The 13566-nt window shown below is 52.7% G+C and carries 15 protein-coding genes; 10 read left to right on the top strand and 5 right to left on the bottom strand.

Features of this window, described 5'->3' with window-relative positions:
* The first annotated feature begins 14 nt into the window (after positions 1-14).
* Both dut and RGQ30_RS04535 read left to right on the top strand, forming a co-directional pair.
* Positions 15-467 (top strand): dUTP diphosphatase, encoded by a 453-nt coding sequence (gene dut, locus RGQ30_RS04540; RefSeq protein WP_420915166.1) that lies wholly within the window; start codon positions 15-17, stop codon positions 465-467.
* 58 nt (positions 468-525) lie between these two features.
* Positions 526-1671, top strand: coding sequence for a GGDEF domain-containing protein (locus RGQ30_RS04535; protein ID WP_130558121.1), 1146 nt, complete (start codon positions 526-528; stop codon positions 1669-1671).
* A 57-nt stretch (positions 1672-1728) separates the two neighbouring features.
* Here RGQ30_RS04535 and clpA read toward each other — a convergent pair whose 3' ends face one another.
* Entirely contained in the window at positions 1729-4053 is a 2325-nt protein-coding gene (gene clpA / locus RGQ30_RS04530) for an ATP-dependent Clp protease ATP-binding subunit ClpA (protein ID WP_130558122.1), read from the bottom strand.
* Positions 4050-4358 (bottom strand): ATP-dependent Clp protease adapter ClpS, encoded by a 309-nt coding sequence (gene clpS, locus RGQ30_RS04525; protein WP_130558123.1) that lies wholly within the window; start codon positions 4356-4358, stop codon positions 4050-4052. The genes clpA and clpS overlap by 4 nt, the downstream gene beginning before the upstream one ends.
* 340 nt (positions 4359-4698) lie before the next feature.
* Between clpS and RGQ30_RS04520 the strand changes: the two genes are divergently transcribed.
* Positions 4699-4920, top strand: coding sequence for a cold-shock protein (locus tag RGQ30_RS04520; RefSeq protein WP_130558124.1), 222 nt, complete (start codon positions 4699-4701; stop codon positions 4918-4920).
* A gap of 163 nt (positions 4921-5083) precedes the next feature.
* On the opposite strand, the gene icd is transcribed toward RGQ30_RS04520, so the two are convergent.
* A complete protein-coding gene (gene icd / locus RGQ30_RS04515; RefSeq protein WP_130558125.1) occupies positions 5084-6331 on the bottom strand; it encodes an NADP-dependent isocitrate dehydrogenase in 1248 nt (415 codons plus the stop codon).
* 161 nt (positions 6332-6492) lie between these two features.
* On the opposite strand from icd, the gene RGQ30_RS04510 reads away from it, so the two are divergent.
* Positions 6493-6981: a DUF192 domain-containing protein gene (locus tag RGQ30_RS04510; RefSeq protein ID WP_130558126.1), complete on the top strand. Its 489-nt coding sequence runs from the start codon at positions 6493-6495 to the stop codon at positions 6979-6981.
* A gap of 97 nt (positions 6982-7078) precedes the next feature.
* Here RGQ30_RS04510 and RGQ30_RS04505 read toward each other — a convergent pair whose 3' ends face one another.
* A complete protein-coding gene (locus tag RGQ30_RS04505; protein WP_130558127.1) occupies positions 7079-7660 on the bottom strand; it encodes a superoxide dismutase in 582 nt (193 codons plus the stop codon).
* A gap of 88 nt (positions 7661-7748) precedes the next feature.
* The gene (xseA, locus tag RGQ30_RS04500; protein ID WP_130558128.1) at positions 7749-9116 is read right to left on the bottom strand and encodes an exodeoxyribonuclease VII large subunit; all 1368 of its coding nucleotides are present in this window, start codon (positions 9114-9116) and stop codon (positions 7749-7751) included.
* A 299-nt stretch (positions 9117-9415) separates the two neighbouring features.
* Between xseA and RGQ30_RS04495 the strand changes: the two genes are divergently transcribed.
* The 6 genes from RGQ30_RS04495 (at position 9416) to adk (ending at position 13314) form a co-directional block, all read left to right on the top strand.
* Entirely contained in the window at positions 9416-10030 is a 615-nt protein-coding gene (locus RGQ30_RS04495) for a MotA/TolQ/ExbB proton channel family protein (RefSeq protein ID WP_130558129.1), read from the top strand.
* A gap of 8 nt (positions 10031-10038) precedes the next feature.
* Complete coding sequence (locus RGQ30_RS04490) at positions 10039-10467, top strand: ExbD/TolR family protein (RefSeq protein ID WP_338284805.1); 429 nt, start codon at positions 10039-10041, stop codon at positions 10465-10467.
* Positions 10464-11558, top strand: coding sequence for a tetraacyldisaccharide 4'-kinase (lpxK, locus tag RGQ30_RS04485; protein WP_130558131.1), 1095 nt, complete (start codon positions 10464-10466; stop codon positions 11556-11558). The genes RGQ30_RS04490 and lpxK overlap by 4 nt, the downstream gene beginning before the upstream one ends.
* On the top strand, positions 11539-11715 hold the full coding sequence (locus RGQ30_RS04480; RefSeq protein ID WP_130558132.1) for a Trm112 family protein: 177 nt from the start codon (positions 11539-11541) through the stop codon (positions 11713-11715). Before lpxK ends, RGQ30_RS04480 begins: the two co-directional genes overlap by 20 nt.
* Positions 11716-11721: 6 nt before the next feature.
* Complete coding sequence (gene kdsB, locus RGQ30_RS04475; protein ID WP_130558133.1) at positions 11722-12483, top strand: 3-deoxy-manno-octulosonate cytidylyltransferase; 762 nt, start codon at positions 11722-11724, stop codon at positions 12481-12483.
* A gap of 177 nt (positions 12484-12660) precedes the next feature.
* A complete protein-coding gene (adk, locus tag RGQ30_RS04470; protein WP_130558134.1) occupies positions 12661-13314 on the top strand; it encodes an adenylate kinase in 654 nt (217 codons plus the stop codon).
* Positions 13315-13566 lie beyond the last annotated feature (252 nt).

The raw sequence follows: 13566 nt of genomic DNA, 5'->3' as shown, positions 1-13566 counted from the left end.
ACACAAAGAGAACCATGAAAATCCAAGTAGAACTGAAAGTACTCGACCCCCGCATGCAAGACCAACTGCCAGCCTATGGCACACCCGGCAGCGCAGGCATTGACCTGCGGGCATGCCTGAATGAACCCCTGACCTTGCAGCCAGGCCAGGCGGAATTGGTCCCTACGGGTATATCCATGTACATCGGCGACCCCAATTACTGCGCCACCATTCTGCCGCGGTCCGGCCTGGGACACAAAAAGGGTTTGGTGCTGGGCAACCTGGTTGGGCTGATCGACTCCGACTACCAGGGCCCCTTGATGGTGTCTGCCTGGAACAGAAGCCAAACGGCTGTCACCATTGAACCCATGGAACGCATTGCACAACTGGTGATCTTGCCGGTGGCGCATGCCGACTTCAAGGTAGTTAATGATTTCACACCAAGCGAACGAGGCGATGGCGGGTTCGGTAGCACCGGCACACGCTAGGGGGAACCTATTCACACGCACCAACCACTGAGTGTCATTGTGATGATCGGGAAATGCAATGAACTCAGGGGTAAGTGGGCTGGATGGTCGTGTTCACAAAGGAATTCGCCATCACATACTTCAACAACTTCAGCCTTGCTCCGAACGTACCGTTCGTTACCTCTGGATTGCCCTGTGCTGCATGCTGGCCTTGGTGGCTGTTTTCAACTTTCAACAGACCAACAACATTCAGGCCGACATGGCCAAGCGGCGTCTTATTGAAGTGACCGTGCAAGACCTGATCGTTCAAAGCACTGCCCTAAGACATTTGGGCAATGCCAGAACTTATGAAACCAAGCTTGGTCTTGAAAGCCGCGGCTATCAGTCACCCCAAGAGTTGTTAAATCAGCTCGCAGCAAGGCTAGCGGTGGTGGAAGCGGTGAACGAACCTGGGTCACTCGCAGCTCACGCACACGCTTTACGCCAACACCTGATTCAAATTGACCAGTTGATCAACAATCCAAATCAGCAAAATCCTTCTGTGATGGACCACTGGTTCATCGAGTTAAGCCTGCTGAACACTGCTTTGAAAAAAAGCGCGCTTGCTTCTGACGAGAAGGTGAATACGCTCCAACGCAACAACCTCATCCTGACAGTGATCGTGCTGTTTTTCTCCGTTGGCTTTGTGGGCTTGACTCTATGGCGTCAATCCAGACTGAGAAAGCGTTTCGCCAGCGAGCTGTTTCACTTGGGCAACCAGGCCCGCACCGACGCCCTCACTGGACTTTTAAACCGACGAGGATGGCAAGACATGAGCGGTGCCTACCTGCGAAAAATGCGACGTGAGAACCAGGCGCAAGGCAGTGTAGCCATTATCGACATTGATTACTTCAAACAGTACAACGACACTTATGGACACGAGGCAGGCGATACTCGCCTGAAAGAGTTCGCAACCATTCTTCGAATGAACTTCAGGCCAGGCGATTTGATTGCCAGAATTGGCGGGGAAGAATTTGCTGTCTTGTTGCCTAACTGCACAGCAAGCGACGCGCAACGAATCGTCGACCGAATCAGGTTGGGTGGGCAAAGCCAAGTGGGATTTTCAGCAGGCATTTCAGACATTGCACCACTTGAGACAATCGAGCGGACCATGGCCAGTGCAGACCAGGCCTTGTATCAAGCGAAAAACAAAGGCAGAAACCGAAGTTGTTTGGGCAAAATGTGACAGGGTGTCCCATTTTGCCCAAGCGTCATTTCTTCAATTAACGAAGATCAGAACAGCTTAGTCGAGCGCAACTTCCGTTCCGCTTTCCGAAACCTGGCCATTTGCACCTTCGTCGAAGGTCAATGAAACCTGATCCGCTTCAGCATCATGATCCACGGTGACACGGCCACCGTTAAGCAACTTGCCAAACAATAACTCGTCGGCCAAGGCCTTCCGAATGGTGTCCTGAATCAGGCGCTGCATGGGGCGTGCGCCCATCAGTGGGTCAAAGCCTTTCTTGGCGAGGTGCTTGCGCAACTCGTCGGTGAATACAGCTTCCACTTTCTTCTGGTGCAGTTGCTCTTCCAGTTCCATCAGGAACTTATCGACCACGCGCAGGATGATTTGCTCATCCAGTGCTCGGAAGGAGATCACTGAATCCAGACGGTTTCGGAATTCTGGGCTGAACATGCGCTTGATGTCTTCCATCTCGTCGCCCTGCACCTTCGACTCCATGAAGCCGATTCCACGCTTGGTCAAGGCTTCAGCGCCCGCATTGGTGGTCATGATGATGATCACGTTGCGGAAGTCTGCCTTGCGACCGTTGTTGTCGGTCAAGGTGCCGTTGTCCATCACCTGCAACAGGATGTTGAATACATCCGGGTGGGCTTTCTCGATTTCGTCGAGCAGCAACACGCAGTGTGGCTTCTTGGTGATGGCCTCGGTCAGCAAACCGCCCTGGTCAAAACCAACATAGCCCGGGGGCGCGCCAATCAGACGAGACACCGCATGGCGTTCCATGTACTCCGACATGTCAAAGCGCAGCATTTCAATGCCGAGAATGAAGGCCAACTGCTTGGCCACCTCGGTTTTGCCCACACCGGTGGGGCCGCTGAACAGGAAGGAACCAATCGGCTTGTCTGCCTTGCCCAAACCGGCACGCGACATCTTGATCGCATTGGCCAGTGCCTCGATGGCGGGGTCTTGGCCAAACACGGTGGCTTTCAGGTCACGGTCCAGTGTTGCCAGCTTGTTGCGATCGTCGGTGTTGACAGACTGTGGCGGAATGCGGGCAATCTTGGACACGATGTCTTCAATGTCACCTTTGGTGATTGTTTTGCGCTGCTTGCTTTTCGGCAAAATACGCTGCGCTGCACCGGCTTCATCGATCACGTCAATGGCCTTGTCAGGCAAATGGCGGTCGTTGATGAACTTGGCAGACAATTCGGCAGCAGCGGAAATCGCAGCGCTGGAATACTTGACGCCGTGGTGGTCTTCAAACCGGCTCTTCAAGCCGCGCAGAATTTCAATGGTTTGTTCCACAGTGGGCTCAGAAACATCAATTTTCTGGAACCTGCGTGACAGCGCATGGTCTTTCTCGAAAATACCGCGGTATTCGGTGAATGTGGTTGCGCCAATGCACTTCAACTGACCCGAAGACAAGGCAGGCTTCAACAGGTTGGAGGCATCCAGCGTGCCGCCCGATGCAGAGCCAGCCCCAATCAAGGTATGGATTTCATCAATGAACAACACGGAGTCCGGATTGGCCTTGAGTTGCTTGAGCACCGCCTTCAAGCGCTGTTCAAAATCGCCCCGGTATTTGGTACCGGCCAGCAAAGCACCCATGTCGAGCGAATGCACTTGGGCGCTGCTCAGAATTTCAGGCACGTCGCCCTGGACAATTCTCCAGGCCAGGCCTTCTGCAATTGCAGTTTTGCCCACACCCGCTTCACCCACCAACAGGGGGTTGTTCTTGCGGCGGCGGCACAGAACCTGAATCACACGCTCCACTTCCTGCTCACGACCAATCAAGGGGTCGATCTTGCCTTCCTTGGCCAGCGTATTCAAATTCTGGGTGTATTGGTCCAGGGGTGACTGCTTGTCACCCACACCCTGGGGTGCCTCGGCCTCTTGTTCCTGGTTTTCGTTTTGAGCGTTTTCAGGTTTAGGGGCGGGTGCCTGGGGTGTTTTTGTAATGCCGTGGGAAATATAATTCACCACATCGAGGCGTGTGATGCCTTGCTGGTGCAGGTAGTACACCGCGTGGGAATCCTTTTCCCCGAAAATGGCCACCAGCACATTTGCGCCAGTGACCTCCTTCTTGCCATTCGACGTGCTTTGCACATGCATGATGGCACGCTGAATAACACGCTGGAAGCCCAGAGTGGGCTGCGTGTCCACTTCATCCTGTCCAGACACCACCGGGGTGTTGTCTTTGATGAAGTTTTGAAGATTCTTGCGGATCTCCTCCACATCACAGGAGCAGGAGCGTAATACTTCGGCAGCTGACGGGTTATCCAGCAGTGCCAATAGCAGGTGCTCCACGGTGATGAATTCATGCTTCTGTTGACGGGCGTCAACAAAGGCCATGTGCAAACTTACTTCCAATTCTTGCGCAATCATGTTTCCTCCATCACGCACTGCAGCGGGTGTTGATGCTGCTTTGCGAATCCGCATACCAATTCGACTTTGGTCGAGGCGATGTCTTTGGGATATACCCCGCAGACGCCTTTCCCTTCTCGATGCACTTTCAGCATGATCTGGGTGGCCTGTTCCCTTCCTTTTCCAAAAAACTTCTGCAAAACAATCACCACAAACTCCATTGGGGTGTAGTCGTCGTTCAAAAGTACGACCTGATACATGGGCGGCAGTTTCGCTTTAAGCGTCTGCGATTCCAGTACTGTTGTTGGATTGTTTTGCGAACTCATAACTTCATTGTAATCACTTCTAAGGGGCACGCAACAAGGATTAGGGAGCATTACACCGCCTTTATTCGCGGCTAGAATTTTTCTCTGAAAATTCAAACAGTCTCACCACCAAATTTGCATGAATCCGATTGTCAATCGATGGTTTTTTAATCCAGATCGACCCAAGTGGGGACGTTTACCGCCAACACAAGGGGTAAACCCTGAAAAAATGTATCTATTGTATTGTTGACCACGAACCAAACTGATCAAAGAATAGTAACTAAGCCAGTTCTGACTGGTGAGTTGTCGGAAAGTTCGTGCATTCCGATGGAAGTATTAGTTTTTTGAAGGAGGTTTCGCGATGGCGACCGGCACCGTAAAATGGTTCAATGATGCAAAGGGTTTTGGTTTTATCACTCCAGATCAAGGCAGTGATGAACTGTTTGCCCACTTTTCAGCAATCCAGGCATCTGGATTCCGAACTCTGAAAGAAGGCCAGAAAGTCACTTTCGAAGTTGTGGATGGACCAAAAGGCAAGCAGGCTCAAAACATCTGCGCGATGGACGCAACCAGCGCCGCCTGATAAGTACAATAATCAAACCACCGATTAAGGAGAAAGCCGGCCCCAAGCCGGCTTTTTTCTTGGTGTTAGCTTTGGCCAACACCGAGTCAGCCCACGCAGGCCCAGACATCAAAAAAGCCCCTTTACAGGGGCTTTTTCAAAAGCACATGCGCTTGAACACTGCTTACATGTGGTCAATCATGACCTGGCCGAAACCGGAACAGCTCACCTGTGTCGCACCTTCCATCAGGCGTGCGAAGTCGTAGGTGACTTTCTTGGAGGCAATTGATTTTTCCATGGAGGAAATGATCAGGTCTGCCGCTTCAACCCAGCCCATGTGACGCAACATCATTTCAGCGGACAGAATTTGCGAACCTGGGTTCACGTAATCCTTGCCAGCATACTTGGGTGCGGTGCCATGGGTTGCTTCGAACATGGCAATTGAATCAGACAGGTTGGCACCTGGTGCAATACCGATACCGCCGACTTGTGCAGCCAATGCATCGGAAATGTAGTCACCGTTCAGGTTCATGGTGGCGATGACGCTGTATTCAGCTGGGCGCAACAGAATCTGCTGAAGGAACGCATCGGCAATCACGTCTTTGATCACGATGTCGCCATGTGGTGCCTTGATCTTCATCCAAGGGCCACCATCCAGAAGCTCTGCGCCAAATTCATTCTTGGCCAGCGCGTAGGACCAAGCCGCAAATGCGCCCTCGGTGTACTTCATGATGTTGCCCTTGTGAACAATAGTCACTGAAGGCTTTTTGTTGTCAATCGCATACTGAATTGCTTTGCGGAACAGGCGCTCGGTGCCTTCCTTGGAAATTGGCTTGATACCAATGCCGGATGTGTCGGGGAAACGGATTTTGCTGACGCCCAACTCTTCCTGCAAAAACTTGATCAGCTTCTTGGCCTTGTCAGTTTCTGCTTCGTACTCTATACCGGCATAAATGTCTTCCGAGTTTTCACGGAAAATGACCATGTCTGTTTTGTGGGGTTCTTTCACAGGGCTGGGTACGCCGGTGAAATAACGCACGGGGCGCAAGCACACATACAGGTCCAGTTGCTGACGCAATGCGACGTTAATGGAGCGAATACCTCCGCCTACAGGCGTGGTCAGCGGGCCTTTGACGGACACCACATATTCCTTGAGAACTTCAAGAGTTTCTTCAGGCAGCCACATGTCAGGGCCGTACACCTTGGTGGATTTCTCACCTGCGTAGATTTCCATCCAGCTGATTTTGCGCTTGCCACCGTAGGCTTTGGCCACTGCGGCATCCACCACATCAATCATGACGGGCGTAATGTCGAAACCTGTACCGTCGCCTTCAATGAAAGGGATAATGGGTTGATCTGGAACGTTGAGCGAGTAATCACTATTGACCGTGATTTTTTCGCCGACTGATGGGACTTTGATGTGTTGGTACATGGTCTCTCCGCTGCTTCTGGGGTGTGTTAGAAGGAACACTCTAGTGTATCCCTTCACTACAATTATCTCAATTATTTCGCAATATGAAATTGCATTCCTTATTGCGCCAAGCTGTATAATAACGCCAACTTCTTTCAGTTCTCTGACAGGACCCTGATTTCATGTACTTTGATCCATACCCCAAACGACTTGTTCCCGGCATGCTTGGCCTGCTGATCGCCTTGCTGGGCGCGTCTGCCTGTGCCTCTGGCAACGCGGGTCCAGTACAGGGTCCACTGCCCCAGATACAGGTTCTCATTGGGGAAGAAAAACTGAATGTCGAACTGGCCAACACGGACTTGAGTCGACAAATTGGTTTGATGAACCGGAAAAAACTGGCCGAGAATGCAGGCATGCTCTTTGTTTTCAAGCGAGCTGAAACGCAATGCATGTGGATGAAAAATACATTGATTGATCTGGACGTGGCTTTCGCGGATGATCAGGGAAAAATACTGAATGTTGAACACATGACCGCGGGAACCAGTGACGTTCACTGCGCCAAGGGTAACGCGAGGCTCGCTCTCGAGATGAATCGCAACTGGTTTTCAAAGCGGAAGATCGGGGCAGGCCAAATCATTCAGGTGCCTGAATCGGCCATGGCAAGCCAATAAAAAAACCGACCCGGTTTGAAGAAAACGGGGGCCGGTTTTGAGTGGCACTTCAGGCTTTGATCAGGCTGTTGCCAGCCTGAAATTTCAACCTTCAGGTTCAGCCTTCGAAGTTCGCAGATGCGAATGACCAGTTGGCCAGATTCCAGAATGTTTCAACATACTTTGGACGTGCATTGCGGTAGTCAACGTAATACGCATGTTCCCACAGGTCGCAAGTCAACAAAGGCTTGTCCTGGGTAGTCAAAGGAGTTGCAGCGTTGCTGGTGTTCACGATGTCAACTGAACCATCGGCCTTTTTAACCAACCAGGTCCAGCTGGAACCGAAGTTGCCAATGGCGCTCTTGGTGAAGGCTTCCTTGAAGGCATCAAAGCTGCCGAATTTGGCGTTGATGGCTTCAGCCAACTTGCCAGTGGGTGCACCACCGCCGTTGGGGGAGAGGCAGTGCCAGTAGAAGGTATGGTTCCAGATCTGGGCTGCGTTGTTGAACACACCACCGGTGGACTTCTTGACGATGTCTTCCAGGCTGGAGGTTTCAAACTCGGTACCCTTGACCAGGTTGTTCAGGTTGGTCACGTAGGCAGCGTGGTGCTTGCCGTAATGGTACTCAAGTGTTTCTTTGGAAATATGGGGCGCCAAGGCGTCCATTGCATAAGGCAATTCGGGCAGGGTATGTTGCATGTGGGTATCCTCTTTACTTCGTCATTACGAAAACATCAAATGGGGGCAAAGTGATGTACTTCAACCCCGCACCGCGTACCTTTTGATTCTATCGTGAATTTTCCTTCCGCTTGGCAGAAGGTCCGCGCAGGCTGGTTTTCTCGAGCACATTCAGAACAATTTCCCCATCTGCCAGGGTGGCCCGCAAATTGTCTCCGTTTTTGACCTGCTCAACGGATCGAACCACTTCATCACCCACCTCGGGCTGAAGAAAAGCATAGCCGCGCTCCAAGGTGCGCTGGGGCGATACAGCCTCCACCACAGCCCCCAAACGCTGCAACCGGCTTTCCATCGCAGTCAATTGGCGATTCTGCGCCATTCGAATAGCAGCCGCAGCAGATTCCGATCGCTGATTGGCCAACGCTTGAGCCTTGCGCATCTCCAAAGTCAGGGATTGACCCCGGTTTGACACAGCGGCCTCATGCTGTTGCAACTGGCGCTGAACCAAGCGGGGCATTCGAGTCAAGGCGTTGTGGATTTTTGACTCCAGTGCATTCACGTAGGCGGTCGGGGTCAATAGGCGCATTTCGGCGCGATCCAGCTGCTGCACCAACAATTGTGCCCGGTGGCGCAAAGCTCGGCGCAAATTGCTGTGCAGGTTGTGCACTTGGGTCAGAAGTTCCTGGGTTGGCTTGCTGATCAGCTCCGCAGCCGCAGTGGGAGTTGCCGCCCGAAGATCTGCGGCGAATTCGGCCAACGTGACATCCGATTCGTGGCCGACACCGACCACAACGGGTGTTTTACAGGCGGCCACCGCGCGCACCACGGCCTCAATGTTAAAACTCCACAGGTCTTCCAGGCTGCCACCGCCACGGCAAAGTATGAGCACCTCGTGCCCGGCGGCGTCTGCCTTTTGAAGTGCGTCAATAATTTGGGCTGCCGCCTGCTCACCTTGAACAGCCGTGTGGTAAACGGTGTATTTCACATGAGGCGCACGGCGAGCCAGGGCCTGCTTGACATCAGCCAGCGCCGCGGCCTGCAAGGATGTCACCACACCCAGATTAAAAACCACGGTTGGAACCGGTTTTTTTCGGTTCAGGTCGAAAAGCCCTTCCTGGCTTAACTTGGCCTTCAATTGGAGGTACTGCTCGTGCAGGTTGCCCTGCCCGGCCTTCTTCATCACATCGACAATCAGCTGCAGTTCACCACGCTGCTCGTACATGGCCAGTTGGGCAAGCACTTCAACCTTGTCGCCCACTGCGGGCAAAAAACCGGCCAATATATTGCGCTGGCGAAACATCACGGCTTTCAACTGGGCTGTACTGTCTTTCAATCCAAAGTACCAGTGACCTGATGAGGCCCTGGTGAATGACGCCACTTCGCCCTGAATTCGAATAGCCCCGAACTCCGTTCGGAAATGATCATTCAAGTGCCTTGCAAACTGGCTAACTGAAAAAACTGTTTTGAAGTCAACCATTTAAGACCTGATTTGACAAATTTTTAAAAACATTTCCACAAGTGCTAACAAAAAGCGACTTCGGATGCAATATGTCTGAAACACAACGAATTACAAATAAACCATTGATAAAAAACAATAAAAACGCACCAAGACATGCCACAAAAAGTTCATTGTTCACCCAACGCCCGGATTTTTCGAAAATTTGAGGAGTTTTTCCCCAAAGTTATCCACAATTGTGAGTGCACAGCGAAAGCACTGATTTGTGTATTGCCGCTTTTTTCGCTAGAGTCCGTGTCTTATCGAATAGGAGTCTACTTGTGTGGTCAATCATTTCCGCGGCGGGCTGGCCAATTTGGCCCCTGATTTTTGGCTCGATTGTTGCGCTGGCGATCGTATTTGAGCGCATTTGGGCCTTGCGAAAGAAAGAATTGATTCCGGCCAGCCTGGTTGCCGATGTGTGCAAAACACTGCCACAGTTTAAGGACCGGCAGAACTTGGCACGGCTTGAAGCACACAGCGCGCTGGGCAGCCTGATGGCTGCTGGCCTGTCTGCGTTCTACAAAAATGAAGACATCGAAGCGGCTATGCAGGAAAAATCAATTGGCGTGCAGAACAGGCTGGAAAAACACCTGGACGTGCTGTCGATGATTGCCAGTGCAGCGCCTTTGATGGGTCTGTTAGGTACGGTCATCGGAATGATCGAGATTTTTGCTGTTCAAGGTTCGGGCGCGCAAACTCCAGAAGCCATTGCAGCCGGTATCGCTGTCGCACTTTACAACACCGCATTTGGACTGATTGTTGCCATTCCGGCACTGGTAGCCTACCGCCTGTTCAAAATCAGGATCAACAACCTTCTGGAAACCATGGGCAAATCCCTTGAGCCCTTTGAGGATTTGCTCAAACAAGCGGTCAACAGCCGCAAACCGGGCTGAGGTCGATTGTGAGAATCAAGCGGATCGCACCATCAGAAGCCCCTGACATCAATCTGATTCCCTTGATTGATGTGCTTCTGGTGATTGTCATTTTCCTGGTCGTCTCCACCACCTTCATGCAACCCAGCCAGCTGGAAGTGGATCTGCCGGGTACACAAAGCGCCAAGGAAGACACTGCGCCAACGGAGGCTCTGCGGATACGAATCGGCCGCGACGGCAACTATGCCTTCGGAAGCCTTGGCGTATTGAATGAAACCCAGCTTCGACGTGAACTGACCAAAGCCATGGCGACCAACAAAGACGGACAAGAGCGCCGGGCAGTGGTGGAAGCGGATGCTGCTGCAACCCATCAATCGGTGGTGCTGGTCATGGACATGCTTGCATCCCTCGGAGTTGCACGGGTATCCATTGCCACGGCCGGTGGCAAAGCACCATGAACAACGATGGCCGTGTGAGCGACAATGGACGCGATGGCACAGGCAAACTCGAAAAAGAACTGCTGAAGATCTGGTACGGCGGGCAGCAACCCGGACTCATCACGCAGACAACGCTTGAAAGTCTGACGCTGCTTTACCGTTTGCTGCGCTTTTTAAGTCGGCAAAACACCAAGGCGAAAGCCAGCAAGCTGCACACCAACCCACCGTTACTGGTGGTAGGCAATCTGATTGCAGGTGGAGCCGGAAAAACGCCCGTTGTGATGGCCGTTTGCCGCCACCTTTCCAGCACTGGCAGGAAAGTAGGTATCGTAAGCCGTGGTTATGGCCGTTCCGGAACAGGTGCATTGCTGATCGACCCGGCCCAACCATTGCCATCCGCACAAGACGCAGGTGACGAGCCCCTGTTTCTGGCCACTGAAACCCAGTGCCCGGTTGCAATATGTGCAGACAGAACCCAGGCCGTTGATACCCTGTTGTCCGCATTTCCCGATCTCGACCTGATCGTGTCGGACGATGGCCTTCAGCACCACCGCCTGAAACGGCAACTGGAATGGGTCGTATTCGACGAACGTGGTCAGGGCAATGGAAAACTGCTTCCCGCAGGCCCCTTGCGGGAACCGCTTTCACGATTGAACTCCGTGGATGCCGTGCTGTGCTCGAACATGTCGACTCTCCGACTGAGTGCAGCGCTGAAACTGCCTGAACAGCACAATTGGCATGCAGTGGAGGTGAAGCTGGCAGGTTTTCGACATTTGCAATCGGGCGAGTTCCTGAATCTCGGCCAGGCCAAAGTACAGTGGAAAGATTCGTCTGTGATGGCTTTCACTGGCATCGGAAACCCGGAAAAACTGTTCAAGGCATTGAAAGCTGCCCACATTGTTTTGCAGAACACATTGGACCTTCCCGACCATTACAGTTATCCGGTTGATTTTTGCGCGCAGTTCGATCAGCAAGTGCTGATAACAAGCGGCAAAGATGCCGTAAAATTGAGCGCATCAAACCCCAAGGTGTGGGTGGCTGAAATCACCGTTGAACTGCCCCCTTCCCTGACCCAAGCCTTAGAGGACTGCATTGGATCCACAATTGATTGATATCCTAGTTTGCCCCATTTGCAAGGGCCCGCTAGAAAAGCGTCCCACTGACGGATTCCTGATGTGCAAGGCCGACAAACTCGCTTTCCCCGTGCGTGATGGCATTCCCATCATGCTAGTGGAGCAGGCCGAGCCAATTCAAACCTCCAACGACTGAGCCCGCATGTACAAAGCCGTTATTCCGGCCCGTCACGCATCAACTCGATTGCCGGGCAAACCTTTGCTGGACATCGCTGGTAAACCCATGGTGGTGCGCGTGGCCGAGCAGGCCATGAAATCTGGCGCAGATGAAGTGCTGGTTGCGACAGACCACCCGGACATTGAGTCCATTTGCAAAGCGCATGGCTTGCAAGTGTTGATGACACGGGGCGATTGGCCCACAGGCACAGACCGCATTGCCGAGGTAGCCCACCTGAAAGGCTGGAGCGACGACACGGTGGTGGTTAATGTGCAGGGCGATGAGCCCTTGATTGACCCCAAACTGATTGACCTGGTGGCCAACGCCTTGTTGACAGGGCAACATGACATTGCAACCTGTGGGCATGCGATCGACAACTGGGAAGAATTCAAGAACCCCAATGTGGTGAAAATTGCCATGCGGGAAGACGGTGACGCACTTTACTTTTCACGCGCACCGATTCCCTATCCACGAGATGCGTACGGCGAACAATCCTGGCCAGTCAGCGCACCTGAAGGGCAACTGGGCATACGCCACATCGGCCTGTATGCTTACCGAACCCGATTTTTGAAGAAATATCAAACCTTGCCACCAGCCCCGGTAGAGCTGCTCGAATCACTTGAACAACTGCGGGCGCTGGCCAATGGCTTTCGGATAAAAGTGTGTATGATTCAGGATGCCCCGCTACCTGGGGTAGACACCGCCCAGGACCTTGAAAAAGTAAGGTCTTTGTTCGGGTCTTGTTAGGGCTGAACGATCAAACAATAACTATTCGGGCCTGCCACGGGGTAAGTTTGCTGCAAGTTGAACCACCCATAATCGCATCGGCCCTGAATAAGAAGAAAAAACAGCCAGAAATACAGCCTGTTGTAACAGACGCATCCAGTACAACAGGCAAGCAGATTAAAAACTCTTGAGGCGACTATGCGTTTAATTCTATTGGGAGCGCCCGGTGCTGGCAAAGGCACGCAGGCGACATTCATCAAGGAAAAATTTGGTATTCCCCAAATTTCCACAGGCGACATGCTGCGCGCAGCCGTCAAGGCCGGCACGCCCTTGGGTGTGGAAGCCAAGAAAGTCATGGACAGTGGCGGCCTTGTTTCTGACGAAATCATCATCAACCTGGTGAAAGAGCGCCTGAAGGAATCAGACTGTGCCAATGGCTACCTGTTTGACGGCTTCCCCCGCACGATTCCCCAGGCGGAAGCCATGAAGGAAGCCGGTGTAAAAATCGACTTTGTGCTGGAAATCGATGTGCCCCACGATGCAATCATTGATCGCATGAGCGGACGTCGCACCCACCCTGCTTCAGGTCGTACCTATCACGTGAAGTTCAACCCCCCAAAGCAAGAGGGTATTGACGACATCAGCGGAGAACCCCTGGTTCAGCGCGATGACGACAAGGAAGAAACCGTGAAGAAGCGCCTGGACGTGTATGAGAAGCAAACACGCCCCTTGGTGGATTACTACGGCCAGTGGGCAGCCACTGGCGATGCGCATGCGCCGCAGTACCGCAAGATTGCGGGTGTGGGCAGCGTGGAAGAAATCAAGGCGCGCGCCTTTGACGTATTGAAGTAAATCAAACCTGCTGCAGCGCCTGCGAATTACTTGCGCGGGTGCTGCGGTTGTCATGGCAGGCCTCTGCCAAACGCAAACTCACTGTTGTAAATTCGCTGCCTAAGGCAAGTTCATCGGTTCATACCCAAGATCAGACTCACAGGGTGTTACCGACAGGCACCGCCCATCGAGAATACTTGCTGCTGTGGCCATTCCTTGCGCAACCCGCAATGAATGCCGGAACCGCAATGGCGGCTTCCGGGGGCCTGCGGC

Source organism: Limnobacter thiooxidans, assembly GCF_036323495.1.
Taxonomy (GTDB): domain Bacteria; phylum Pseudomonadota; class Gammaproteobacteria; order Burkholderiales; family Burkholderiaceae_B; genus Limnobacter; species Limnobacter thiooxidans.
This window is presented reverse-complemented; position numbering and strand designations above follow the sequence as displayed.